This window comes from Streptomyces ruber (genome assembly GCF_014648075.1).
Lineage (GTDB): Bacteria > Actinomycetota > Actinomycetes > Streptomycetales > Streptomycetaceae > Streptomyces > Streptomyces ruber.
Genome location: NZ_BMQK01000021.1, coordinates 49,819 through 72,965 on the forward strand (window position 1 = coordinate 49,819; position 23,147 = coordinate 72,965).

At 68.8% G+C, this 23,147-nt stretch carries 16 protein-coding genes and 5 pseudogenes; 12 read left to right on the forward strand and 9 right to left on the reverse strand.

Annotated features, from left to right (window positions below):
* Positions 1–93 precede the first annotated feature (93 nt).
* The 3 genes and pseudogenes from IEZ04_RS30285 to IEZ04_RS30300 form a co-directional block, all read right to left on the reverse strand.
* Positions 94–1,010, reverse strand: a pseudogene (locus tag IEZ04_RS30285) (transposase).
* Positions 1,011–1,118: 108 nt separating this feature from the next.
* Positions 1,119–1,559 (reverse strand): DUF6010 family protein, encoded by a 441-nt coding sequence (locus IEZ04_RS30290; protein ID WP_189220187.1) that lies wholly within the window; start codon positions 1,557–1,559, stop codon positions 1,119–1,121.
* Between the two features lie 316 nt (positions 1,560–1,875).
* Positions 1,876–2,564: pseudogene (locus IEZ04_RS30300) on the reverse strand (DJ-1/PfpI family protein).
* Between the two features lie 202 nt (positions 2,565–2,766).
* Between IEZ04_RS30300 and IEZ04_RS30305 the strand changes: the two are divergent.
* Positions 2,767–3,705 carry a GlxA family transcriptional regulator gene (locus tag IEZ04_RS30305; protein ID WP_189220188.1) on the forward strand — a complete coding sequence of 313 codons (939 nt, stop codon included), beginning with the start codon at positions 2,767–2,769 and terminating at the stop codon, positions 3,703–3,705.
* A 23-nt stretch (positions 3,706–3,728) separates the two neighbouring features.
* Here the strand turns inward: IEZ04_RS30305 and IEZ04_RS30310 are convergent.
* Positions 3,729–4,106 (reverse strand): annotated as a pseudogene (locus tag IEZ04_RS30310) (transposase); the annotation flags it as partial.
* Positions 4,107–4,376: 270 nt separating this feature from the next.
* Here IEZ04_RS30310 and IEZ04_RS30315 point away from each other — a divergent pair.
* Complete coding sequence (locus tag IEZ04_RS30315) at positions 4,377–6,359, forward strand: carbamoyltransferase family protein (protein WP_229821385.1); 1,983 nt, start codon at positions 4,377–4,379, stop codon at positions 6,357–6,359.
* A 17-nt stretch (positions 6,360–6,376) separates the two neighbouring features.
* The gene (locus IEZ04_RS30320) at positions 6,377–7,609 is read left to right on the forward strand and encodes an MFS transporter (protein ID WP_189220189.1); all 1,233 of its coding nucleotides are present in this window, start codon (positions 6,377–6,379) and stop codon (positions 7,607–7,609) included.
* Between the two features lie 444 nt (positions 7,610–8,053).
* Here the strand turns inward: IEZ04_RS30320 and IEZ04_RS30325 are convergent, their stop codons facing one another.
* Entirely contained in the window at positions 8,054–9,937 is a 1,884-nt protein-coding gene (locus IEZ04_RS30325) for an aminotransferase class I/II-fold pyridoxal phosphate-dependent enzyme (protein ID WP_373296381.1), read from the reverse strand.
* Between the two features lie 66 nt (positions 9,938–10,003).
* Here IEZ04_RS30325 and IEZ04_RS30335 point away from each other — a divergent pair, with 66 nt between their 5' ends.
* From IEZ04_RS30335 to IEZ04_RS30350, 4 genes are read left to right on the forward strand one after another with little or no spacing between them, the layout of a single operon-like run.
* On the forward strand, positions 10,004–11,317 hold the full coding sequence (locus IEZ04_RS30335; RefSeq protein ID WP_189220192.1) for a DegT/DnrJ/EryC1/StrS family aminotransferase: 1,314 nt from the start codon (positions 10,004–10,006) through the stop codon (positions 11,315–11,317).
* Positions 11,318–11,370: 53 nt separating this feature from the next.
* Positions 11,371–12,387, forward strand: a complete 1,017-nt coding sequence (locus IEZ04_RS30340) for an Ldh family oxidoreductase (protein WP_189220193.1) — start codon at positions 11,371–11,373, stop codon at positions 12,385–12,387.
* Positions 12,384–13,604, forward strand: a complete 1,221-nt coding sequence (locus tag IEZ04_RS30345) for a Gfo/Idh/MocA family protein (RefSeq protein WP_189220194.1) — start codon at positions 12,384–12,386, stop codon at positions 13,602–13,604. The genes IEZ04_RS30340 and IEZ04_RS30345 overlap by 4 nt, the downstream gene beginning before the upstream one ends.
* A complete protein-coding gene (locus tag IEZ04_RS30350; protein ID WP_189220195.1) occupies positions 13,601–14,023 on the forward strand; it encodes a nucleotidyltransferase domain-containing protein in 423 nt (140 codons plus the stop codon). The genes IEZ04_RS30345 and IEZ04_RS30350 overlap by 4 nt, the downstream gene beginning before the upstream one ends.
* Here the strand turns inward: IEZ04_RS30350 and IEZ04_RS35875 are convergent.
* Positions 14,020–14,202: pseudogene (locus IEZ04_RS35875) on the reverse strand (IS630 family transposase); the annotation flags it as partial. The gene IEZ04_RS30350 and the pseudogene IEZ04_RS35875 sit on opposite strands and share 4 nt — an antisense overlap.
* Before the next feature lie 105 nt (positions 14,203–14,307).
* Between IEZ04_RS35875 and IEZ04_RS36090 the strand changes: the two are divergent.
* Entirely contained in the window at positions 14,308–14,781 is a 474-nt protein-coding gene (locus IEZ04_RS36090; RefSeq protein ID WP_373296383.1) for a transposase, read from the forward strand.
* On the opposite strand, the gene IEZ04_RS30355 is transcribed toward IEZ04_RS36090, so the two are convergent.
* Positions 14,735–16,177 carry an amidase gene (locus IEZ04_RS30355; RefSeq protein WP_189220228.1) on the reverse strand — a complete coding sequence of 481 codons (1,443 nt, stop codon included), beginning with the start codon at positions 16,175–16,177 and terminating at the stop codon, positions 14,735–14,737. The genes IEZ04_RS36090 and IEZ04_RS30355 overlap by 47 nt on opposite strands.
* 90 nt (positions 16,178–16,267) lie before the next feature.
* Here IEZ04_RS30355 and IEZ04_RS30360 point away from each other — a divergent pair, with 90 nt between their 5' ends.
* Positions 16,268–16,903 (forward strand): TetR/AcrR family transcriptional regulator, encoded by a 636-nt coding sequence (locus IEZ04_RS30360; protein ID WP_189220196.1) that lies wholly within the window; start codon positions 16,268–16,270, stop codon positions 16,901–16,903.
* A gap of 333 nt (positions 16,904–17,236) precedes the next feature.
* Here IEZ04_RS30360 and IEZ04_RS30365 read toward each other — a convergent pair whose 3' ends face one another.
* The gene (locus IEZ04_RS30365; RefSeq protein ID WP_189220197.1) at positions 17,237–18,418 is read right to left on the reverse strand and encodes an MFS transporter; all 1,182 of its coding nucleotides are present in this window, start codon (positions 18,416–18,418) and stop codon (positions 17,237–17,239) included.
* An 88-nt stretch (positions 18,419–18,506) separates the two neighbouring features.
* Here IEZ04_RS30365 and IEZ04_RS30370 point away from each other — a divergent pair, with 88 nt between their 5' ends.
* Together IEZ04_RS30370 and IEZ04_RS36095 are read left to right on the forward strand one after the other, a co-directional pair.
* Positions 18,507–19,268, forward strand: coding sequence for a DeoR/GlpR family DNA-binding transcription regulator (locus IEZ04_RS30370; protein WP_189220198.1), 762 nt, complete (start codon positions 18,507–18,509; stop codon positions 19,266–19,268).
* A complete protein-coding gene (locus IEZ04_RS36095) occupies positions 19,269–19,607 on the forward strand; it encodes a carboxymuconolactone decarboxylase family protein (protein WP_373296384.1) in 339 nt (112 codons plus the stop codon). It begins immediately after the preceding gene.
* 90 nt (positions 19,608–19,697) lie between these two features.
* Here IEZ04_RS36095 and IEZ04_RS30380 read toward each other — a convergent pair.
* Positions 19,698–20,408, reverse strand: a pseudogene (locus tag IEZ04_RS30380) (transposase family protein); the annotation flags it as partial.
* Positions 20,409–20,557: 149 nt separating this feature from the next.
* On the opposite strand from IEZ04_RS30380, the gene IEZ04_RS30385 reads away from it, so the two are divergent.
* Positions 20,558–22,996, forward strand: a complete 2,439-nt coding sequence (locus IEZ04_RS30385; protein WP_229821386.1) for a Tn3 family transposase — start codon at positions 20,558–20,560, stop codon at positions 22,994–22,996.
* The last annotated feature ends 151 nt before the right edge of the window (positions 22,997–23,147 follow it).

Below are 23,147 nucleotides of genomic sequence, written 5' to 3' on the forward strand. Positions count from 1 at the left end.
TCGAGGACCGCGCGGCGCCGCGTGTGCGGCCGACCGGTTACGAGTTGGTGCGTGACAGCGGGCGGGACGTGCCTGGCTCAGCGGGCACTGGTCTCAGGTTGTGACGGTGCGGTCGGTGACCAGTCCGGCGATGGCGCGGTAGGTGTCGGGCAGCCGGTCGCGGCGGTGGGTCCAGCGGATGAGCTGTTTCCGCGCTTGTGGTCGGCCAGGGCGTGCTCGCCGGTGATGCGGTCGGACGCACGGTCGTGGCGAACGCGTTCCCACTGTTGGAACCTGCCGGGCAGCGCACCGGGGCGGGGCTTCCTCGGCGGCGTGACGGCCTGACCGGGATGCTCGCGGCCCAGCCCGAGGTAGCCGTCGTCGAGGAGCACCTCGACCTGGTCGAAGTGATCAAAGCAGCCGGTGACGCCTGCCGCGCGGGCGGCGGTGGTGTCGTGCATCCGTCCCGGCCGCAGCGCGTCGGTCCACAGAGTGCGGCCCTTGTGATCGGCGATGACGGTGGCCTTCATCGTGTTCTGCCTCTTCTTGCCCGACACGAACGCCCGCCTGCCCCCGCGGCCGGCCGCGGCCGGCGGACCTGCACCTCGGTGGCGTCCAGCCGGAGCTCGACCCCCTCGGCCCGGGCGTAGGCGAACCCATCCTCCACCGTCCGAAGCCGCAGACCCGGGCGCTCGGGAACGGCAAACCCCCGCTCGGCCAGCAGCCCCGGACCTCTCCGATCCGACGGCGCGCGGGACGGTCGAGCGATCGACACCGAACAGCACTGCCAGGACCGCGTGCGGCAGGTCATGCCGCAGATGGATCAACGTGACTGCCAGCCGGTCCACGAACATCAGCCGGTACCGCGCACCGGCACCCGGTGCGCGCCTGCGTACGCCACCACGATCTCGGAGACGCCTCCCCTCTACCGCGGCCGCCCATGGCCGGGCCAACTCCTCCGCCAACGACGTCAGATGCGCCACCGAGACGCCCGTGAACAACGGGTGCGTCAGCACTGCACGATCAGCCAAGCCCCTCACTACACCAGGATGCCCGCCCGCTATCACGCACCAACTCGTTAAGAGGCGGGGGCGGTCTTCCGGCTCCCAGGCTGACCGTCGGGTGCCGGTGCGGTCCGGTCAGGAGGGGACGGAGACGTGATCGTGCGCGTGGTCTGCTGTCCGGCCGGGCCGGAACCGGCGGCGGACGAGCGCGATCAGGGAAGGTCCTCCGCGGAAGCACCACAGGGCGATGACCGGATCACAGATGGCACATGCCAGAGATGCGTCGTGGTAGAACGGCAGGATCGGATTGCCCTTGAGGTGGTGGGCCATGTCCCAGGCCGTGTGGAGCAGCCAGCCGACGCCGATGAAGGCCCAGGAGTCCAGGCCGCGGTAGGCGACGTAGGCCGTGAGTGCGACGAATGGGAGCTCCCACGGGCCGAAGCCGCCCCCGCTCAGATAGGCGGCGCCGGCTCCGCCCACCATGATCGCGTTGAAGTGGCGTCGGTGCGGTTCTTTGATCAGGGACATCAGCAGGCAGTAGATGATGCCGACGATCACTGGTGACACAAGGTTCATGAGGGGATGACTTCTTCTTCCTGGGGCGGGCCGCATTACCGCGGTCGAGCTGTCGCAGCGCGAGCACCGACGTCTCGGCCAGAGCGCGGTCCCGGGTGGGCAGGATCAGGAGTGTCAGTACGCTGGCGGCCGTCGCGGTCAGCAGGATCGAGGCGATCAGTCAGGCGTCGGCGAGGGCGCGGCGCGGCGTTGCGGGAAACATACTCGCGGGGACGGTGATCGGGTCGACGGCGACGGTGCCTTCGACGGACATGCTGATGTTCTTCCTGCTTGTGCAGGGGGATGGTGAGCGACTGATCGGCGAAGGGCCGGGCGCTCAGAGAGTGGTGGGCGTTGGACCCTGCGCGCGCCAGACGGTGCCGCGCCGTTCGTGGGAGATGAGTTCTTCGACGGCGTGCGCGACGCGGAGGCCCGCCTCGCGCTCCAGTAGGTACAGACCCAGATCGAGACCGGAGGTCACGCCGGCGCCGGTGATCAGGTCGCCGTCGTCCACGATGCGGGCGCGGACCGCGTGGGCGCCAGTGGCGTCCAGCATGTCGAGGCCCATGTGGTGGGTGGTGGCGTGACGTCCCTCCAGCAGGCCGGCCATGGCCAGGACGAGCGAGCCGCCGCAGACGGTGGCGACGGTGATGTCCGGGTCGTCCATTGCCTGCTTGAGGAGCGCAGGGAGCTCGGTGGTCAGCGTGCGGCCCAGCAGCACCGGGATGAACTCGTCCTGCTTCCGCTCGGCGACGCCCACCTCTTCTTCCGGAGCCTCGCCGGGTTCGCCCACGCGGCCGGAGGCGCCGGGTACCAGAAGCATGTCGGCGCGCTCCAGGTCGAGGGCGCCGACGGCGCGCAGCGTCAGTCCTCCGATGCCGCTGACGACCTCACGAGGGCCCTCTGCGGTGACCAGCTCGACGGTCACCGCGCCTCCGTCGCCGAGCCGCCGGCGTACAGGACCTCGTAGGGGGCAATGGCATCGAGCGGATCGAAGCCATCGAACAGGACGACCTGGGTGTGCATGGGTGTGGGGTTCCTTCGGCGTCGATTTCCATCGGGACGCTCCGAAGTCAACCGGCTGCCTGGGTGTTCGCCCAGTGGCACTAGTGACAGGTTGCAACGGAATAGTGCCAACACTTTCTTGAAACGTGTGGACTGCGATGACGTGGGGCTTCCGGAAGGGCGGCCCAGGTCCGTCAAGCTGGCGGGGAGGTAAGTTCTGGCCATGCATACGGTTGCCGTGCTCGCGTTGGATCAGGTGATCCCGTTCGACCTGTCCACCCCGATCGAGGTCTTCTCCCGGACCCGCCTGCCCGACGGGCGGCCCGGCTACCAGGTACGGGTGTGCGCCGAGCGCGACGAGGTCGACGCCGGAGCCTTCACCCTGCGTGCCCCCTGGGGCCTGGAGGGCCTTCAGGGCGCGGACACGATCATCGTGCCGGGCGTCGCCGATCTCGCTGCCTCACTCCCTCCCGCCGTGCACGATGCGCTGCGGTCGGCCGCTGCCGACGGCACCCGGATCGCCTCCATCTGCGTGGGCACCTTCCCCCTGGCCGGCACCGGGCTCCTCGACGGACTGCGCGTCACGACCCACTGGCGCGCGGCCGGTCTGCTGGCTGCCGCCCACCCGGACCTCGACGTCGCCCCGGACGTCCTCTACGTCGACAACGGCCAGTTGCTCACCTCGGCCGGTGCCGCGGCGGGCATGGACCTGTGTCTGCACATGATCCGCCGTGACTACGGCTCGGCCGTCGCCGCCGACGCCGCCCGCCTGTCAGTGATGCCTCTCGAACGAGAGGGCGGGCAGGCGCAGTTCATCGTCTACGACCACGCACCCACACCGCGGGGCTCCGAGCTTGAGACGCTGCTCACCTGGCTACAGGAAAACCTGGCCCGCGACCTCACCCTTGCCGACATCGCCGAGCGGGCCGGAACCAGCACCCGAACCTTGATCCGGCGGTTCCGCGACCAGACCGGCACCACGCCGCTCCAGTGGCTCCACCGGGCCCGCATCCGCCAGGCACAGCACTTGCTGGAAACCACGGAGCACTCCGTGGAGCGCATCGGCAGCCAGGTCGGCTTCGGCTCACCCACCACCTTCCGTGACCGCTTCAAACGCACCACCGGCGTCAGCCCGCAGACCTACCGGCGCACGTTCAGTTGAACAGCCGAATGAGATGGCCTCAGCCGGCCCACGTGGGCGGTCGCCGTCCCGTCCTTGGGATCCCCGGAGTCGTCGATGACCAGCACCCCACCCGCATGCGGGGCCCTGCGCGGATCCTCCCGCAGCCGCTCAAGACGGCGGGCATTGATGTGCTCGTGCTCCCAAGGTGACTCGGAGAGGAAGAACTGCAGCCGCTGCACCGCCGGGTGCTGGGCGTCGGCCACCGGTTCCGCCCCGGCCAGGCAGGTCAGCGTCTTGTTCCGCTCCCGCGGCGCCAGCAGCCCCGTCAGGTACCGGCGGAAGCCCCGCCGCTGGGCCAGCGAGTCGAGCAGGTCATCGAAGCCGGCGGCGTAGTCCTCGAGTGACCCCGGCGCCGGTGGACACGGACGACGAGCGGTCACGGCAGCCACCCCCGCCCGTCCTTCTGCTGCGATGACTGCCCGACGTCAACAAACCACCTATAGACGTAAGCTCCGTGCGGGGCTCCACACAAAAGTGGACGTATGGGTTCACGGCGTCGGCGACTTCGAAAGTGTCCGAAAGTGCATCAATGGATTGCCGATGCTTTGTGGAACGCACTTCACTGTGGTTTCATTCACTGGGCATTTACCAGTTTTGGGGTTCACTGCGCGCAACGTACGGGCATTCTCGTCTCCATCCAAGGGAGAGTCATGTATACCCTCGGACTGAATTGCTGCTTCTCGCTGCCGGGCCGCGAAATCGTACCCGGCCTTCCCCAGTGGTTCTTTCACGACGCGTCGGCGGTACTCATTCGGGATGGCGAGGTCGTTGCCGCAGTCGAACAAGAGCGACTCAACCGGCTCAAACACACGAACCGCTTCTCCGGCGACGCCGCTCAGGCCTGCCTCACGCACGCAGGCATCGGTATCGAGCACGTGGACGCGGTGGCGTTCTTCTTCGACGAGGCGTGGACGGACAAGGAACTCTTCCATCAGTACGTGGAACACCCCGATGTGATGACTAGCTCGGCCAGAGAGCTTATCAAGGACCGCGTGTGCGAGTTATTCAGGTACGAACTCCCTGACCACCGCCTCTCCTTCGTTCAGCACCACGACTCGCATGCCTATTCTGTCTACCCTCAGTCTGGCTTCAGCGATGCCCTCGTCGTCGTGATGGACGGCCGCGGGGAAAGCGCTTCGACGTCGATCTACAGCGCCGCAGGCGACCGGGTCGAACTGCTCGTCTCGAAGGGCCCGGCGGACTCACTCGGCCACTGGTACACGGCCGGAACGGAGTTGCTGGGTTACCAGCTGTTCGACGAGTACAAGGTCATGGGGCTCGCGCCTTACGGAAATCCGGACACCTACCGCCCGGTCCTCGATGAACTCTTCGAACTGCTGCCTGACGGCGACTTCCGTCTGGACCACACACGACTGCGCGCGGCTATGTTCTCCGCAGGATTCGCCCCACGCCGCAAGAACGGACTGTTCGAGCAGCGGCACATGGACTTCGCGGCGACTGTTCAGCAGGTGACCGAGGAGGCCGCCCTCCACATGATCGGTCACTGGCTGAGGGCGACCGGACACTCTCGCCTCGCGCTCGCCGGCGGCGTCGGACAGAACTGCACGCTGAACGGCAGATTACTGCGCGACCAGCACCTGCGGGACATCTTCGTCCACCCCGCGTCCCACGACGCCGGCGCCGCTTTGGGCGCCGCGATCAAAGTGGAGGCGGACGCGGTCTCCACGCTGCCGCACCGCAGAATCCGTGACGTCTTCTGGGGCCCCTCACTGGCCCTCCCGGAGCAGACCGAAGCTCTGCTGAAGAAGTGGGCCGGCTACCTGGACGTCCAGCGCGTGGCCAACATCGAGGAGCGGGCCGCGGAACTCCTCGCCTCCGGCAGGGTCATCGGCTGGGTGCAGGGGCGTTCGGAGTTCGGGCCCAGAGCGCTGGGCAACCGGAGCATTCTCGCCGACCCACGTCCCGCGGACAACCGCCAACGGGTGAACCTGATGGTGAAGAAACGGGAGACCTACCGGCCGTTCGCACCATCGGTACAGACCGAGAGCCTGCGCGAGTGGTTCGAGTTCCCCGACGACATCGACGCGCCGGACTTCATGGTGTTCACCGTTCCGGTCCTGGAGCACCGCCGTGCGGAACTCGCCGCCGTCACCCATGTAGACGGCACCGCCCGGGTCCACGCAGTGGACCGGGATGTCAACAACCAGTTCTGGCGGCTGCTGGAGGAGTTCGAGGCGCTTACCGGGGTCCCGGTCTTGCTCAACACCTCCTTCAACAACCACGCCGAGCCCATCGTCGACTCCGTCGAGGACGCCATACGCTGCTTCCTCACCACGGAACTCGACCATCTGGTCGTCGGTGACTTCCTGATATCCCGCTCGTCCTACGACCGGCAGGCACTGACGGGTCTTGTGCCCAGCCTCTGCGTGGACACCGTGATCGTGCGTGAGAGCGGACCGGATCGCACGGAGCGGACCGTTGTGACGGGTGAGTACACCAAGGCCAAGCGCGTTCCGGTCAGTTCCAGGGTCGCCGCCGTGCTCCTCTCCGCGGACGGCGAGCGCAGTCTGGCCGAGCTCGGACTGGACCTTACGGCACCGAGCGGCGTCGAAGCTCTGACCGAGATCGAGCTGCTCTGGAGCGAGCGATTCCTCGACCTCTCACCCTGTTGAACGGCAGAAGGCTCGTCATGCGCTTGCGGACTCGGCACCGGGAGGACACGACCGGCGTCGGACGACTCTGGCACAACAGGGACTTCACCCGGCTGTGGATCGGACAGTCGCTCTCCTTCTTCGGCGGTGGACTCTACGACGTGGCCGTCGCCTGGAGCGTTTTCGCGACCACCCGGTCCTCGGCCGCCACAGGCATCGTCGTCGCCGCCACGACCGCTGCCCAGTTCCTGTGCGCCCTGCCCTCGGGGTACCTCAGTGACCGGCTGAGCCGACGCCGGATGCTCATCATCAGCGATCTGGTGGCGGGGGCCGCAGCGCTCGCAGTGGGCCTCGTGGTGCTGGGGGGCAGTCTGACGCTGGGGCCGGTCGTCGTGCTCAGCCTGGTCCTCGGCGCCTGCCGGGCACTGGGCACCATCGCCCATATGCCCCTGCTCGCCCAGACGGCCCAGGGCAACCTCAAGTCCGCCAACTTCCTGCACTCGGCCACGTACAACACGATCAGAATCGCTTCGGTGGCTCTGGGCGGACTGCTGCTCACCGTCACAGAAGCGCACTGGCTGATCCTCGCCAACGCCCTGTCGTTCTTCGTTGCCGCCGTTGTGACCCAGAGGATCGGTAGGCAGCCGGCTGGCGGCAGAAATGCCCCGTCGGGGACCGTATGGCAGGCCGTACGGGAAGGGCTGCGGGTGCTGCTGGGTGAACGGTCGGCTCGGCTGATCGTGCTCAACTCCGCTCTCACCAAGGCCGTGTACTCGGCGGCCGTCGCGGTGACCCTGCCGCGGCTGATGGCCGAGAGCGCGGGCACGGCGGGCGGCCTGGGGCTGGCCATGGGCCTGCAGAGCCTGGGCGTCGTGGCCGGGTCGTGGCTGGTCCGGCGAATGGCCGGGGCGGAACTGGGGCTCGTGCACTTCAGGCGACTGGTGACCGTGGGCGCGACGGCCGTCTTGGCCCTGGCGTGGTCCTCCGGTCCGCTGCTCCTGCTCTGCACCTTCATCGCGGGCTGCGGACTGGCCTTCGAGATGGTCGAGCAGACCTGTCTGCAGCAGATCATTCCGCCGGGGGCCCTGGGCCGGGTCCTCAGCCTCGACATGTTCGCCGGGCTGCTCTGCTACTCGCTTGGCTCGTTCCTGCTGGGTGGGCTGGTCGACGTCTCGGGAGCGGCCACGGTCCTCACGTGCTGCACCGCGGCGCAGTTCGCCCTGGTGCTCGCGTTGTGGCACGGCACCCGACGGCAGGCCGGAACGACTTAGCTGTACCCTCCGGTTCCTTCGGCCGCACAGATGCCCGATATCGGCCTCGGTGGTCCGGCTGTGCTGGATGCCGGGGCGCAGGGACGGCGGCCGGTGCGGACGAACACTCCGGCCGGCTTTCGACCGCCGTGTCGCTCAAAGCTTCGCCAGCCTCAGGAGGCATCGCACATTGCCGCGCCGTCCGGTTCCTGGCGATCCGCGGTCCTCCGACGACCGGCCTCGACGGAGTTCTCTCGGCCGCCTGCGCCGCGCGGTCGCACGGAGATACGGGCAGAGCGTCCGTGGAGGCCGACGCGGGCACACCCGCCCGCTGACAACTTGGAGTGGAACATGCGACACGTCCTTGTCCGGCTTCGACTCGCAGACAGCGCACGGCGGGCAGTCGAAGCACCCCGGCTTCTGCTCGCCGCACGGGATTCGCCGACGGGGCCGGGGCGGCCTGCTTCAGCAGCCCCCCGACTGCTCCTCCAGCCAGGTGAGCCCCTGGTGGCAAGTGAACATGCAGCGGACCAGGTTCTGGACCGGCGGCGAGAAGGACAGCCGGACCCGTCGGTGGCCGCTCCCCGGCAAGGTCATCATTTCGTCGGGCACCACTCGGACGCCCAGGAGGTAGGAGAGCACGGCGAACAGATGGAACGTCCGCCGTATGCCGACCGGCCCGATCCGCCCCCGGCCCAGCACCGCGTCGCAGTGCACCACCAGGAAGAAGCCGCACTCCGGCTCGTACTCGACCGCGAACCAGCGACTGAGCCCCTCGGTCAGGAACCGCACGGCCAGGTCCCGGTGGAAGTCCAGGATGGCGGGATCCAGTTTGTCGTAGCAGGGGGTGTCGACCGGGCGGTCCTCGAAGCCGGGAGGGCAGATGACGACACCCTGGTCGAACTTCCACCGCAGGAGCCGGTCCACCTCGTCGAGCACCACGGACCGCACCCGGGCGCGCTGCACATCAGGGATTCGCTCCGACCCGGCACCCTCCACCATCGCCACCATCAGGTGACGACGGAACTCGTAGCTGTTCTCCGTACGCCAGGACTCCTCGGCCAGATAGGTGCGGATCGCGTCGGCCCCGGTCCCCAGCGCCCGCGCCAGAGCATTCTGGAACCCGGTGTACACGAACCCGACGGTGCCTTCGAGTGCTCGGCGTACGGACTCCGCCTTGACGGACGCAGCCCAGAGCAGACCGATCCGCAGGTTGGCCAGTGCGAAGGGTTTGGAGATGCCGAACAGCACGTAGGTATCCGCGTAGTACTCAAGCAGGGTGCCGCAGTCCTCCGGAGCGCTGCGGATCGAGTGGTACGACATGTCCTCGATGGCCGCCACCCGGTACCGGCCGAGCACCTCGCCCAGCCGTGCGAGGTGGGAGGGAGTGGCCATCCGGCCGGTGACACCCGGGTTGATGTGCAGGTAGCAGACGACCCGAGGGGGCCGGAGCACCTGCGCCGGCCGACGGTGAAGCGGTTGCGCGTCCCGCAGTACGGGCCAGCGGGAGATCGCCCTGGTGAGCAGCGTCCGGGCGGCTGCCAGGGTATCGAGCTCCTCCAGGCCGGAGGTGATCTCCTCCGCGTCCTCGAACCGGGGTGGAGTGTCCAGCAGCCCTCTTCCGTAAAGGTCCCGCAGGGTGCGCCATACCAGGGCGGACCGCTGCGGCAGCCATTCGGCGTACAGGCGGGTGTTCTGCTCGGCCACCACACGGTCCAGGGCGTCGATGTCCACGGTGCCGTCCGGCGCCATGGGAACGGTTGCCACGCCACCGCCGACCCGGTAGGGCTGAGGAAGGAAGAAGCCATAGGACACCTCGGGATGCAGAACCACGTCACCCGGGACCGTGACGCGGGTACGGCACAGCGCGTCATACAGGCTGATGGTCCCGACACCGACGACCGGTTCGATCCGATCGAGGTGCCGGGCGAGGGGGAAGCCCAGGCCGCCGACCACCTCCCGGACCGCCGTGTCTAATTCCTCCGTACACTCCGGGCCGAAATACCGTTGAAAATCACTCCCATTGCTTACCTCAAGAGACAAATGGTGCACGAAGTGTGGGAGCGGGGCGGAGGAGGCGTCACCGGTGTCCAAATTTCGTTCCCCGGGGATGCAGTCGACCGGGCTCCCGGTGCGGCCGTCGATTTCCCGGTTCTGGCTGGTGAGGATCTGGTAAGCCCAGCGGCATAGAAACGGAAACCGCGAGGGCTCGTCGCCGGCAACGCTCACGTATTGCGCGTCAAATTCGGCCAGCAGGCGCCTGAGCTCATCAAGCACTGACTTATTGAGGGCGGGTGAAATGGTGGGGCGAAAAACGTGGACGTCAGGCTGTTGACATGTATAGGTCACGTTGTTAGCCTAGCCGGGCCCTGATGGCAGATCAAGTAATTATCCCGCAGATGATGGGTTGGTGAAATGGGCCAGTTAGCCGTACTCGGCGGCGATCCCGCAGTGATCACCCCCCGGGAGGAACTCTTCGAGTGGCCAATTCTCGGTGCCGAAGAAGAGGCCGCGGTGTTGACGACAATGCGAAAGCCGAGCTATCTCGACTTCGAGACCGTTCCGGCCTTCGAGTCCGAGTTGAAGGACTGGCTCGGCACCGAATACGTGATCACTGAAAGTTCCGGAACCCATGCGGTCCTCGGAGCCATGTTCGCCTGCGGCGTCGGCCAGGGCGACGAGGTCATCGTCCCGGCGTCGACATACTGGGCCTCCTGCGTGCAGGCATTCACGCTGCGGGCCAGTGTCGTGTTCGCGGACATCGACCCGCTGACGATGAACCTCGACCCCGCCGACGTCGAGCGAAAGATCACCGACCGTACCAAGGCGATCGTCGTCGTCCACCTGCTTGGCTACCCGGTCGACATGGACGCCATCAGCGCGATCGCCCGCCGCCATGGCATCAAGGTCATCGAGGACGCGTCCCATGCCCATGGCAGCCTGTACCGCCACCGCCGAGTTGGCACACTCGGCGACATCGCGGCGTTTTCCATGTGCGGGAAACCCCTTGCCATCGGTGAGGGCGGAATGATCGCCACCAATGACCCGGAGCTCCACGACCGGGCGCTCGCCTGGGGGCACAACTTCCGCTTCCACTCCGGTGAGGTCAAGTCTCCGGAACTGCTGCGGTACGCTGGCCTGCCCCTCGGCGGCGTGACCTCCCGGATGCACAACCTCAGCGCCGCGATCGGTCGAGTCCAGTTGCGCCGCTTCGAGGAGCGCATCAAGGAGATCGACAAGGCGATGAACTACTTCTGGGACCTGCTCGCCGACATCCCCGGCCTAGTCGCCCATCGCCCACCGAAGGACAGCGGCTCGACCATGGGCGGCTGGTACAACCCGCACGGCGTCTATCTACAGGAGCGGTTCGAAGGCCTGTCCGTCGCACGGTTCGTCGAAGCCATCAGGGCCGAGGGCTTCCACTCCTGGACACGCATCTGCATCCGTGAGCCGCTGCACACCCATGAGCTGTTCAGGAGCGCGGACATCTACAACGAGGGCGCGCCTACGAACTTCGTGCATACCGGCGGCCAGCCCCAGGGGCTCGGTGACCTGCCCGTGACCGAGTCGGTAAGGGCCTTGACTGTCCCGCCGTTCAGACGCTTCGATCAGGACGCCATCGAGATGTACGCGGCCGCCTTCCGCAAGGTGGCGGAGAACTACAAGGAACTCATTCCCGGAGACCGAGGGGACGACAGCGTAGTCCTCGACGAGCGAGGCAATGGGTGACGGCGGGGGCCGACACACCATCGCAGACGTCCCGGATACCCGCGTGTGCGGCCATGGAGTGGGCGGCCCGCGTCTTCGGCGCTCTCGGCGCCGATGACACGGCCGCCCAGGACGCGGCCTTCGCGCTGGTGGCCGCGGACCTCGCTGGACACTCGAGCCACGGCATCCGCCTCGTTGCCACCTACGCCCACCAGGCCGAGGTGGGCGAACTCGTGCCGGGTGTGCGCCCCGCCGTCGTGCGGCGGGGCGCACGGTCCACCGTGATCGAGGGTCGGCGATGCCTGGGGGCCACAGCCATGCGGCTGGCGGTACGGAGGGCCGCCGAGGAAGCCAGGCGGAACGGGGCGGCCACCGTCCTCGTCACCGGACACGGCCACCTCGGGCGTCTGGGGTTGTACGTCGCCCAGCTCTCGGCCTTGGGCCTGGTCGGCGTGCTGACCACCGGCCACGCCCTGCTGCCCGAGGAGACCATCGTGGCGCCGATGGGGGGCATCGACCGTGTCTTCGACACCAACCCGTGGGCCTTCGGCTTCCCCGCCGAGGGCGGCGACGTCATCATCGACATGTCATCCGCCGCCATCTCGTACAACGCGGTCAAAGCACTGGAACATGCCGGCGAGCGGATCCCCGAACACCTGGCCCAGGACAGCCATGGGCAGCCATGCACCGACCCGGGCAGCGTGCTGGAGTCTGGCAGCCTGCTGCCGGCCGGCGGCGCCGTCGGATACGGCCTGGCCTTGGCCGCCTGTGGGTTCGCGGCCCTGGCCGGGGGGCCTCCGGTCACCGCACCACCAGAAGGAATCGCCGGAACCTTCCTCCTGGCCCTCGACGTAGCCCGCTACCGGCCGCTGGACCAGTACCGCCGACATCTCGGCGCGGCCACGGCGTCCATCCGGAGAAGCACACCCGTGAAACCGGAGGAACCCGTTCATATACCAGGACGCCGCGGCGTCCTGGTGCGGTCCCCCGGCGAGGTGCGCGGAACGATCGAGTTGCATGGAACCACCCGTCGAGAACTGGAGGACACATGCCACCACATGCGACTGCCCGCGTTCCCGGGGAGCTGGTGAACCCGGGCCGGCCCGTCGGTATCGCCTTCACCGGCTGCGGATACGCAGCCGACTTCTACGGCGCAACACTGCCCAACTATCCATGGCTGGACGTCCGAGGCGCCTACGACATCCGGGCAGACCGCGCCCAGTCCTTCGTCCACGAGTACGGCGGCCGCGTGTACGGCAGCTTCGACGAACTCCTCGCCGATCCGACCGTGGCCATCGTGGTCAACCTCACCCCAGTGACCCTGCACCACAGCGTCAGTAAGGCCGCGCTGCTCGCTGGCAAGCACGTCTACTCGGAGAAGCCGCTGGCCACCAGGCTGGACGAAGCCTCCGAGCTGGTGCGATTGGCTGGGCAGCGTAGCTTACTCCTGTCCAGTGCGCCGTCGACGGTGTTCAGCCAGTCCGCGCAGACCCTGATGCAGGCTGTGGACGACGGGCTCGTCGGTCGGCCGCGTCTGGTCCACGCCGCGCTGGACATGGGCGCGCTGGCGTTCATGGCATACACCGACTGGCACAGCAAACGGGGCGTGCCCTGGCCCTTCGAGGACGAGGTGCGCAACGGCTGCGTGATGGAGCATGCTGGCTACCAGCTCAGCTGGCTGGTGGCTATGTTCGGGCCCGTCGTACGAATGGCGGCCCACACCGCCTCCTTGCTGGTCGATGAGTGGACCACGCTCGACGCTCGTGAGGTGGCCCCCGATCACTCCCTGGGATTCCTCGAGTTCGCGGACGGCACCGTCGGGAGGATCAGTATCGGATGGGTTGCTCCGACCGACCAGACACTCACCGTCATCGGCGACAAGGGCACCCTCTCGGTGGGTGACGTGTGGCAGGCGTCCGAGCCGGTCATGCTGCGCCGCCGGGTGGACACCAACGGGAAGGACCACGCTTATCTCGCCCCGCCCGAGCAGCTTCCGTTCGTCGTCCCGGCGGCCGGCTACCGCTACACCGACACGCACGACCTGACCGTGGGCGCAGGCGTGGCCGACTTGGCCTGGGCCGCGGCGGAGAACCGGCAGCCGTTCCTGAGCTCCGACTTTTGCCTGCATCTGTTGGACGTGAGCCTGCGGCTCGCCAAGGGCACTGGAGTGGCGGAGTCGGTCGCGGTGCCGCCCTCGGCGGATGAGAAACTCTCCGACAGTTACACCAGACACCTCGTGACAGCCGGTCAGCGCCATACACGCCGATCGGCAACCGCTGACCTGGCAGGGGGGAAGAGGAGAACTTGAGCGCTCACCGGCACCAGGAAGTCGCCGCACTGCTGGAATGGGCCAAGCAGTGGGTCGGTGGCCGTACCGATGTCGCCGGCCTGCTGCTCGTCGGCTCGTGGGCCAGGGACGCGGCACGCGACGACTCGGACGTGGACCTGGTCCTCCTCAGCGACGACCCCTCGCTGTACGACGTTGAGTCCCTGGCGGACCAGTCGGCACTCGGAACGTTCGTCACCACCCGCAGCTGGGGACCCATCACCGAGTGGCGGTTCGTCAGAGAGTCCGGGCTGGAGATCGAGCTGTGTGTCGGAACCCCGGACTGGGCCAGCACCTCACCGGTGGACGCGGGTACCCGCCGGGTGGTCTCCGACGGAGCACGCTCTCTGTACGACCCCCGCGGACTGATCGCCGAAATCATCGACGAGTGCGCAGGCTAAGCGCCATTCCAGAAGTTCTGTCGGTAACTGGTCGGGAACCAGGGGCTGGTCCAGGGGGCGGCGGTGGCCAGGAGCTGGTCGGGCGAGCGGGTGCGGAAGTAGGCGTGCACCTGTCGTCGGCGGCCGGGCCAGGTGGTGGCGGTGTTGGCGAGGAACGCCTTGAGGGCGGCCCAGATCCGCGGCGCAATCCGCTCACGGTCGCGCCGTCACCACCTTGCTGACAAGTCGCCAAGCAGACCTGCCTGGGATCACATGCCCGTCTGCGTATCTGCTGGCCCGGCGTCATCGTCGACAGCAGGCTCACCCCGGCCAACACCGCCGAGCAAGCGGTGGCTCCCGACATGATGCGCGGCGCCGAGGGCTGGGTCCCGGCCGACAGCGCTCACGGGGCTCCGCGCCTGGTCACGGAACTCCGCGCACGCAACGCGGACCTGGTGGCGCCGCCCCACGGCAAACCACGGTCAGCCGCGCCACTGCCAGGGATGCTGACTCGCAGACGCCCACGCGTGGAAACCGTCATCGGTCAGCTCGTCGACCGCTGCCACCTCGAACGCGTCCGGGCCCGCGACACCTGGCACCTGTGGTCACGCTGGCAGCGCAAGTTGCTCAGCCACACCATTGCCGTCCCGCTGTGTCAGCGCACCGGCCTGGCACGCACTGCGTTTCGCGCAGCTCATCGCCGACCGAACGCGCACACCGGGTCAGCTACGCTCAGCGTGCGGCAGCCGGGACTTCGGGGCGAGGGTCGATCGGCGTGAGCACGCCGAGGCGGTCCTCGATCTCCTGGGCAGCGGTCAGGCACAGGTCTTCCCGGAACGCGCGCCCGATGACCTGCACGCCGGACGGCAGTCCGTCGCCGACTCCGGTCGGCACGGCGACCGCGGGAACACCCACGAAGCTGGTCACCGTGCACAGGCGCATGCCCTCGGCGACGCGTTTCCGTCCCGCTTCGTCGCGTGATTCCAGTCCCGGCTCGACGGGCGGCTCGGTGAACACCGGTCCGAGCAGCAGCGGGTACTCGTCGAGGAACTCCGCCCAGGAGCGGCGGATACCGAGCCAGGTCCCCATCAGCTTCGTGAGCTCCGCGGCGTCCGCAGGCGGAGTCTTCTCCATGGCCATCTGGATGTAACGGTCACCGCCTTCTCCGAGCAGTGTCCGCACCACCGGCCAGGTCGGCGCGAACTCGGTCACGGTGATGCGGCCGTATGCCTCGAGTGCCTCGTCCAGCCGCGGAACATCCGTTACTTCCCGCACGTCGTACCCGGCGTCGCGCAACGCGTCGGCCGCGGCCGTGACAGCCGCGCGGACCGCGGGATGAACGCCGTGCCCGCCGGGGTCGGCCACGACCGCGACCTTGATCGGCCCCGGCAGCGGTTCGCCGTACAGGGGCACGGGCAGGGCCCGCGGGTCCCGCGGGTCGGTCCCGGCCAGCGCCTCGTAGGCCAGCCGCAGGTCGGCGACCGTGCGGGCCAGCGGCCCGTCAGTGACCAGCATCTGCGAGGCCGGCCCCGGGTCGTCCGGGCCAAGGACGCGGTGATCGGCGGGGAACCGCCCGGTGGTCGGCTTCAACCCCGTCACGCCGCAGAACGAGGCCGGGATCCGTACCGATCCGCCGGAATCGTTGCCGAGCCCGAGCGCGGCCATGCCGGTGGCGACGGCCACTGCGTCACCGCCGCTGCTGCCGCCCGGGGTCCGGCTCCGGTCCCACGGGTTGAGGGTGTCGCCGAACAACTCGCTGCGGGTGTGCATCCCGGCCAGGACCAGGGTGGGCATGTTGCTGTGACCGATCGGTATGGCTCCCGCCGCGCGGAGCCGGGCCACCGGGGGTGCATCGGCCGGAGCCACCAAGTCGCGGAAACGCGCCGTCCCGAGCGTGGTCGGCACACCTTCGACAGCGGTGGTCTCCTTCACCGTGAACGGCACGCCGGCCAGCGGCCCGAGTTCTTCGCCCGCTGCCCGCCGCCGGTCCGTGTCTGCCGCGGCCTCGCGGGCTTGCTCGGCCACCAGCTGCGTGACCGCGTTGACCTGCGGGTTGACCCCGGCGATGCGTTCCAGGTGACTGTCCACCAACTCAACCGCCGATATCTCTCCGCCTCGCACCGCCTCCGCCTGGGCGGCGGCCGTCATGGCCCACAGGGCTTCCTGCCTGATCATCGCGCTTCCCATCCACACGCCGAAGTGCTCGTGCCCGAACCATAACCCGGAAGCGATACGATCGTATTGGAATAAGGAGGCCGACCGAGCATGCCCAAACAGGTGGACTACGAAAGCCGACGCCGCCGGATCGCCGAGGCCGTCTGCCTTCTCGCCGACGAACACGGACCGGAGGGCGTGAGCATGCGGGACGTCGCCGCCCGTGCGCAGGTCTCCCTCGGCGCCGTTCAGCGCTGCTTCCGCAGCAAGGAGGAGATGCTCCTCTTCGCCGTCGACCACGTCGGCGGCCGCATCACCCAACGGGTAAGGAACCGCGTGGCGGCAAGCCCGGCCCAGTCGGCCGCCACCGCTCTGGGCCACGCGGCCGACGAGATTGCTCTGCTCCGCGAGGAGCACCGCGCCGAAGCACGGATCTGGCTCGCGTTCGTCGCACAGGCCGCTGTCAGCGAGCCACTCACCGGCCCCCTGAGAACCAGCTACGCGGCCCTCCAAGACCTCCTCACCCGTCTTATCGCGGAGGCCACCGAAAGCGTCCCTGCCGACGAAGACGCTGCGCCGCTCGACCCGCAGCGCGAGGCCCGCGCCCTGCTCGCCCTCGCCGACGGCCTTACCACCCACGTACTGGTGGGCCACTTGACCGCAGAGGGAGCCGAGGAGGTCCTGCACGCGCATCTGGTCGGCCTCTGGGAACGCCTCGGCACTGCCCGCCCCGGGAAGGCCGTCTGACACTCAGGGCACTCATCGTCTCGCGCATGCCGTATCGGCTATGCCGAATCACCAGGACCGGGGAGCTGCCACGGGCACCAGATCGAACCACTTGTCTGGGGGCTTGTCACCTGGTTCGCCGCTCGTGAACGGAACCCTGGACCGGACGACCTCGACGGCTCCGGCCAGCCGCAGATCACTGGTCTGTTCAGCAGTTCGTTCGCAGCTTCTGAGCGGGTTCCGCGGGGCAGGCCGGATCCGCCCGATGCGCGATGCGCGATAGGTACGGCGCTGATGGTGCGTCCGAGGCGGCAAGCCTGCGCGGCGCGTGGTCAGGCCGCGCCGCGCAGGCGGTCAGGGGGCCGGCGCGACCACGCGCGGCCGGTCCGGGGAGGGGCGCAGGATACCGGCCGCCGCGGCGACGGTCGCGCAGAACAGGGCGGGGAGCAGGAAGGTGTGGTTGAGGGCCATGACATGGGTCATCCAGCCGATGACGGCGGGGCCCGCGAGCATGCCGATGTAGCCCAGTCCGGCGACCCGGGAGACGTTGGTGCCGGCGGCCGCGGGGTCGGCGTGTCCGGCGGCGCTGAACAGTTGTGGAACGCAGCCGGACAGGCCCAGACCGAACAGCGCCCAGCCCGCGAGTGCCGCCCAGATCCAGGGCGAGAGGGCCACGAGCGTGATGCCGGCGGCGGCGAGGGCTGCGCCGTACCGCAGGACGGCAACCGGCCCCAACCGCGCGGAGATACGGTCCGCCAGGAGTCTGCCGATGGTCATGGTCGCCGCGAAGGCCCCGTAGGCGAAGGCGGCGGTGCTCTCCGACGCGCCCAGGACGGTCTTGAGGTGCAGGACGCTCCAGTCGTTGGCCGCTCCCTCGCACAGCATGACCAGCAGGGCCAGGACGGCCAGGAGCCAGATCCTCGGGGGAACGGGGCGCTTACGCCCCTTGGGCCCGGCATCGGCCTCGGGGCCGTTCGACACGGCGGGCAGGAGGCCGCGGGCCGACGACAGGGCGACGACGACGCCGAGGCCGGCGGCGGCGGCCAGGGTCGTGGCCGGGCCCCAGCCGATGTCGATGGCCGCGGCGCCGAGAAGCGCGGCCAGGACGCCGCCGACGGAGAACGTGGCATGGAAGGCCGACATGACAGGCCGCTGGTACGCCTTCTCCACCTGCACGGCGTGCGCGTTCATGCTGACGTCGAGGGTGCCGTTGCCGAACCCGAAGAGCAGCAGGGCCGCTCCGAGGGCCCACGGCTCCCGGGCGAGGCCGGGCAGCACCAGGGTCGCGCTGCACAGCACGCCGGCCAGGGGGACGACGACGCGAGCGCCGAGCCGGTCGGACAGCCGCCCGCCGACCTGCATCCCGGCGAAGGCCCCGGCCCCCAGAAGCACGAGGAACCCGCCCAGCGCCGCGTGCCCGATGCCCACGCGTTCCTCGATGGCCGGGATCTGCACGACCCACATGCCCAGCAAGGTGCCGTTGAGGATGAAGTAAACGAATGTCACAACGCGAGAGGCGCGCAGCGCTCTTTCCATGCGGACACCCTAACGAACAATTCTTCTGTGCGGAAACCCATACTGCGAACGTCTGAAATGTTCACTGGAAGTGGTGTTGAATCGCGGCATGAGCACCGTCGAGCGTCACCGCCTGATCGCCCAGGCCGTCCAGGAGGCAGGGACGGCCACCGTCACCGAACTCGCCGAACTGGCGGGCACCTCGGAAATGACCATCCGTCGCGATCTGGACCACTTGGCCGCACAAGGCGTCCTCGAACGGTTCCGCGGCGGCGCGCGCACCCTCCTCCTGCGAGGAGACGAACCGCCCTTCGCGCTGCGCACCCACGAGGCCGTCGACGCCAAGCGCCGCATCGCGGCCGAGGTGGCCTCACTCATCACCGACGGCGAGACCGTCCTGCTCGACAGCGGCACGACCTGCCTGGAGGTCGCCCGCCTGCTCAGCGGACGGCGGGTCACCGTGATGCCCCTGTCCCTGCAGGCGATCGACGTCCTCAGCGACGCCCCCGAACCGACCGCACTCCTGGTCCCCGGCGGCCGGCCCCGCACCGGTGAGGGGGCCCTCATCGGTCCCCTCACCCTCGCCTCCCTGTCGGCGCTGCGCTTCGACACCGCCGTCCTGGGCTGCTGCGGCCTGACCGCCGCCGATGGCATGACCGCCTACGACCTCGACGAAGCGGTGGTGAAAAAGGCGGCCGTCGCCTCGGCGCGCCGCGTCATCGCCGCCGCCGACGGCACCAAACTCGGCCGCACCGCCCACGCCCACGTCGGGCCCTCCACCTTGGTGGACGTCCTCGTCACCGACACCACCGCACCCGCCGACGAGACCAGCGCCCTCGAGAACAGCGGCATCACGCTCAAGAGAGTCTGAGTGGCGGCTACCGGATTCCGGCGCGCGCCAGACCCTGGGTCAGGGACGGACGTTCGCACGGACCGCCTCTTCGATTTCCTGTCCCACGCGGTCAACTCCTATGCCGTCGGCGAGCTCTTCGCCCGCGACGTCCTCGATGTCCTCGACGTCCTCGACGTCCGCACCCGCCGGCTCGCGCTCGTCGCCGCCTTCGCCGCCCTCGGCCTCGATGACTTCATCAAGATCCACGGGGGCTACGCCCTCAACGCCGGCGCCACCGAGGAGGAACTGAAGGAGATCGTCTGCCCCACCACCATCCCTGGCGGCTTCCCCGCGCCGTCCAGGCCTCCCAGGCGGTGACAGAACTCCTCGCCTCCCGCCGGACGGAGTGACGAGCCGATGCGTGAAGCGGGCGGGACGTGCCAGGTCCCGCGGGCACCGGCCTCGGGCGGCGACGGTGCGGTCGAGGACGAGGCCGGCGATGGCGCGGCAGGTGTCGGGCAGCCGGTCGCGGCGGTGCGTCCAGCGGATGCGTTGTTCCCGGCGTTCGTGGTCGGCCAGGCCGTGTTCGACGGTGATGCGGTCGGACGAGTGGCCGTGCCGGTCACGTTCCCCCTGTGCGAACCTGCCGGGCAGCGCTCCGGGACGGGGCTTCCTCGGCGGCGGAAGGGCCTGGTCCGGGGGGCGCGGCCCAGGCCCAGGTAGCCGTCGTCGAGGAGGACCTCGACCTGCTCGAGGTGGTCGGAGCAGCCGGTGACGCCCGCCGCGCGGGCGGCGGTGGCATCGTGCGTCCGCCCCGGCCGCAGCGCGTCGGTCCACAGGGTGCGCCCCTTGTGGTCGGCGATGACGGTGGCCTTCATCGTGTTCTGTTTCTTCTTGCCCGACACGAACGCCCGCCCGCCCCGCGACCGGCCGCCGGCCGACGGACCTGCACCTCGATGGCGGTCCAGTCTGAGCTCGCCGCCCTCGGCCCGGGCGTAGGCGAACACGTCCGCCGGCGTCCGCAGCCGCAGGCCCGGGCCGCTCGGGGACAGCACACCCCCGCTCGGCCAACGGCCCGCACATCTCTTCGACGGCTCGCATGACGGCCGAGCGGTCGACGCCGCACAGCACCGCCAGGGCTCCGTGCGGCGGCAGATCGTGCCGCAGATGAATCAACGACGACATGAAGAGGGTGCGGAACAAGTCCGGGGCGACCCGGTTGGGCTTCGCGTTGTTGCTCTAGTTTTTTGAGGTAGAGGCCCGGTTCCCGGAGTCCGCCAAGGAGATGCCCGCAGTGGCGGTGGACTACGTGGCCCAGCAGGGGCGCGGTGTCGGGCGGCGGGCGGTCGCACTTCGCCGAGCTGAAGGCCGACCCGGGGGCGCCGGGCTTGGAGTGCCTGCTGGCGGAGGTGAACAAGCTGGAGCGGGTGCGGCGGCTGGATCTACCTGCGGACCTGTTCGCGGACGTGTCGGAGAAGCTGGTGGACGTGTGGCGGGCGCGGGCGTCGAAGGAGTACCCGGCGAACCTGGAGCGGATGAAGGCGCCAAGGCGTCTGACCCTGTTGGCCGCCCTGTGCCATGTGCGGCAGACGGAGATCACTGACTCGCTGGTGGACCTGTTCATCCAGCTGGTGCTGAAGATCAACACGCGGGCGGAGCGGAACGTCGACAAGGAGCTGACCGCCGAGCTGAAGAAGGTCCGGGGCAAGGAGGGCATGCTGCTGCGGGTCGCGGAGGCCGCTTTGTCCGAGCCGTCCGGCACGGTGCGGCGGGTGATCTACCCCGTGGTCGGCGGGGAGAAGGCGCTGGCGGCGGAGGCCGCGGCGAACGAGGCCCGCTACAAGGCGAGGGTCCGCATGGTGTTGCGGTCGTCGTATTCGGCGCACTGGCGCCGGATGCTGTCGCCGCTGCTGGGCGCCCTGGAGCTGAAGTGCAACAACACCGCCTACCGGCCGGTGATGGACGCGATCGACCTGCTCCGGCGCTACCTGGACCAGCCGTTGAAGGAGGGCGCCTACTTCGATCCGGCGGAGAGTGTGCCGCTTGCGGGGGTGGTGCCCGAGCACTGGCGGACGGCGGTGGTCGACGACAAGGGCCGGGTCGAGCGCATCCCGTATGAGCTGTGCGTGCTGGTCGCGCTTCGGGATGCGGTGCGGCGCCGGGAGATCTGGGTGGTGGGGGCGAACCGGTGGCGAAACCCGGAGGACGACCTGCCGGCGGACTTCGAGGACAACCGCGACGTGCACTACGCCGCGCTGGGCAAGCCGCAGGACGCCGGCAAGGTCCTCGCCGCCCTCCGGGGCAAGCTGCGGACCTCGCTGGACCGCTTCGAGCAGGCGCTGGCGGAGGGCACGACGGGCGGGGTGGCGATCGTCAAGAAGCACGGCGAGCCGTGGATCAGGGTCTCCCCGCGCGGCAAGCAGGAGGAGCCGGAGAGCCTGGTGGCGATCAAGGGCGAGATCGAGCGGCGCTGGGGGACCATCGACCTGCTGGACATCCTGAAGTACGCCGAGTTCGACACGGACTTCATCGCCGAGTTCACCTCGGTGGCCACCAGAGAAATGCTGTCGAAGGATGTGCTGCGGCGCCGGCTACTGCTGGTCCTGTTTGGCCTGGGCACGAACATGGGGATCAAACGGGTCGCGGTGACCGGCAAGCACGGCGAGAGCGAAGCGACGCTGCGCAGGGTGCGGCACCTGTTCGTCAACCGTGCCAACATGCGCGCGGCCCTGCGGAAGCTGGTGAACGCCACCTTCGCCGTCCGCGATGAGATGTGGTGGGGCACCGGCACCGCGTGCGCCTCCGACAGCCGCAAGTTCGGCGCCTGGTCCTCCAACCTGATGACCGAGTGGCACCAGCGCTACCGGGGCCCCGGGGTGATGATCTACTGGCACGTCGAGCGGAAATCTGTCTGCTTCTACTCGCAGCTGAAGTCCTGTTCGGCCTCCGAGGTCGCCTCGATGACCGAGGGCGTGCTGCGGCACTGCACCGACATGGAGGTGGACCGGCAGTACACGGACACGCACGGCGCCTCCATCGTCGGGTTCGCCTTCGGGCACATGCTCGACTTCAAGCTCATGCCGAGGCTGAAGAACATCGGCTCGGCGAAACTGTACCGGCCTGCGGCCGGGGAAGACGACCAGTGGCCGAACCTAGGCCCGGTGCTCTCCACCAAGACGATCGACTGGGACCTGATCGCCCAGCAGTACGACCAGATCGTGAAGTACACCACCGCCCTGAGACTGGGCACCGCCGAGGCCGAGCAGGTCCTGCGCCGCTTCACCCGGGGTGGGCCCAAGCATCCGACGTACCGGGCGATCGAGGAACTGGGCCGGGCGGTGCGGACCTCGTTCGTCTGCGACTACCTCGCCGACGTCGAGATGCGCCAGGAGATCCACGAGGGCTTGCAGGTGGTGGAGAACTGGAACTCCGCCAACAAGGACCTCTTCTACGGCAAGGACGGCGATCTGGCCGGGCAGGACAAGGAGTCCCAGGAGGTCAGCATGCTCGCGCTGCACCTGCTCCAGTCCGCGCTGGTGCACGTCAACACGCTGCTGATGCAGGAGGTCCTGGCCGATCCGAAGTGGGCGGACAAGCTCACCGACGCGGACCGCCGAGCGCTGTCGCCGCTGTTCTGGACCCATGTGAATCCGTGTGGCCGGTTCGAGCTGGACATGAACAGTCGCCTCGATCTGGATCTGTCCATCCGAGGGACGGTGCCCGGCCCGCGAAGCACGCAGGGAGAGACAGCCGCAGCGCTGGCGTGACATCCGGGGGCTCAGAGACCGACCCGAACCCCCGGGTAGAGGACGGCGCCCATTTTCTTTGCGGTCGACTCGCTGAGCTTGTCCTACCTTCCAAGCGTGGGTCTGAGCCGGTCATTCGTAAGATCGGCGGACCCCGGGGTTTCTGGGTATG

Excerpts from the sequence above, each read along its gene's own strand:
- IEZ04_RS30290 (WP_189220187.1), bottom strand. The coding sequence starts at position 1,559 with ATGAACCTTGTGTCACCAGTGATCGTCGGCATCATCTACTGCCTGCTG.
- IEZ04_RS30305 (WP_189220188.1), top strand. The coding sequence starts at position 2,767 with ATGCATACGGTTGCCGTGCTCGCGTTGGATCAGGTGATCCCGTTCGAC.
- IEZ04_RS30315 (WP_229821385.1), top strand. The coding sequence starts at position 4,377 with ATGTATACCCTCGGACTGAATTGCTGCTTCTCGCTGCCGGGCCGCGAA.
- IEZ04_RS30320 (WP_189220189.1), top strand. The coding sequence starts at position 6,377 with ATGCGCTTGCGGACTCGGCACCGGGAGGACACGACCGGCGTCGGACGA.
- IEZ04_RS30335 (WP_189220192.1), top strand. The coding sequence starts at position 10,004 with ATGGGCCAGTTAGCCGTACTCGGCGGCGATCCCGCAGTGATCACCCCC.
- IEZ04_RS30340 (WP_189220193.1), top strand. The coding sequence starts at position 11,371 with ATGGAGTGGGCGGCCCGCGTCTTCGGCGCTCTCGGCGCCGATGACACG.
- IEZ04_RS30355 (WP_189220228.1), bottom strand. The coding sequence starts at position 16,177 with ATGATCAGGCAGGAAGCCCTGTGGGCCATGACGGCCGCCGCCCAGGCG.
- IEZ04_RS30360 (WP_189220196.1), top strand. The coding sequence starts at position 16,268 with ATGCCCAAACAGGTGGACTACGAAAGCCGACGCCGCCGGATCGCCGAG.
- IEZ04_RS30365 (WP_189220197.1), bottom strand. The coding sequence starts at position 18,418 with ATGGAAAGAGCGCTGCGCGCCTCTCGCGTTGTGACATTCGTTTACTTC.
- IEZ04_RS30370 (WP_189220198.1), top strand. The coding sequence starts at position 18,507 with ATGAGCACCGTCGAGCGTCACCGCCTGATCGCCCAGGCCGTCCAGGAG.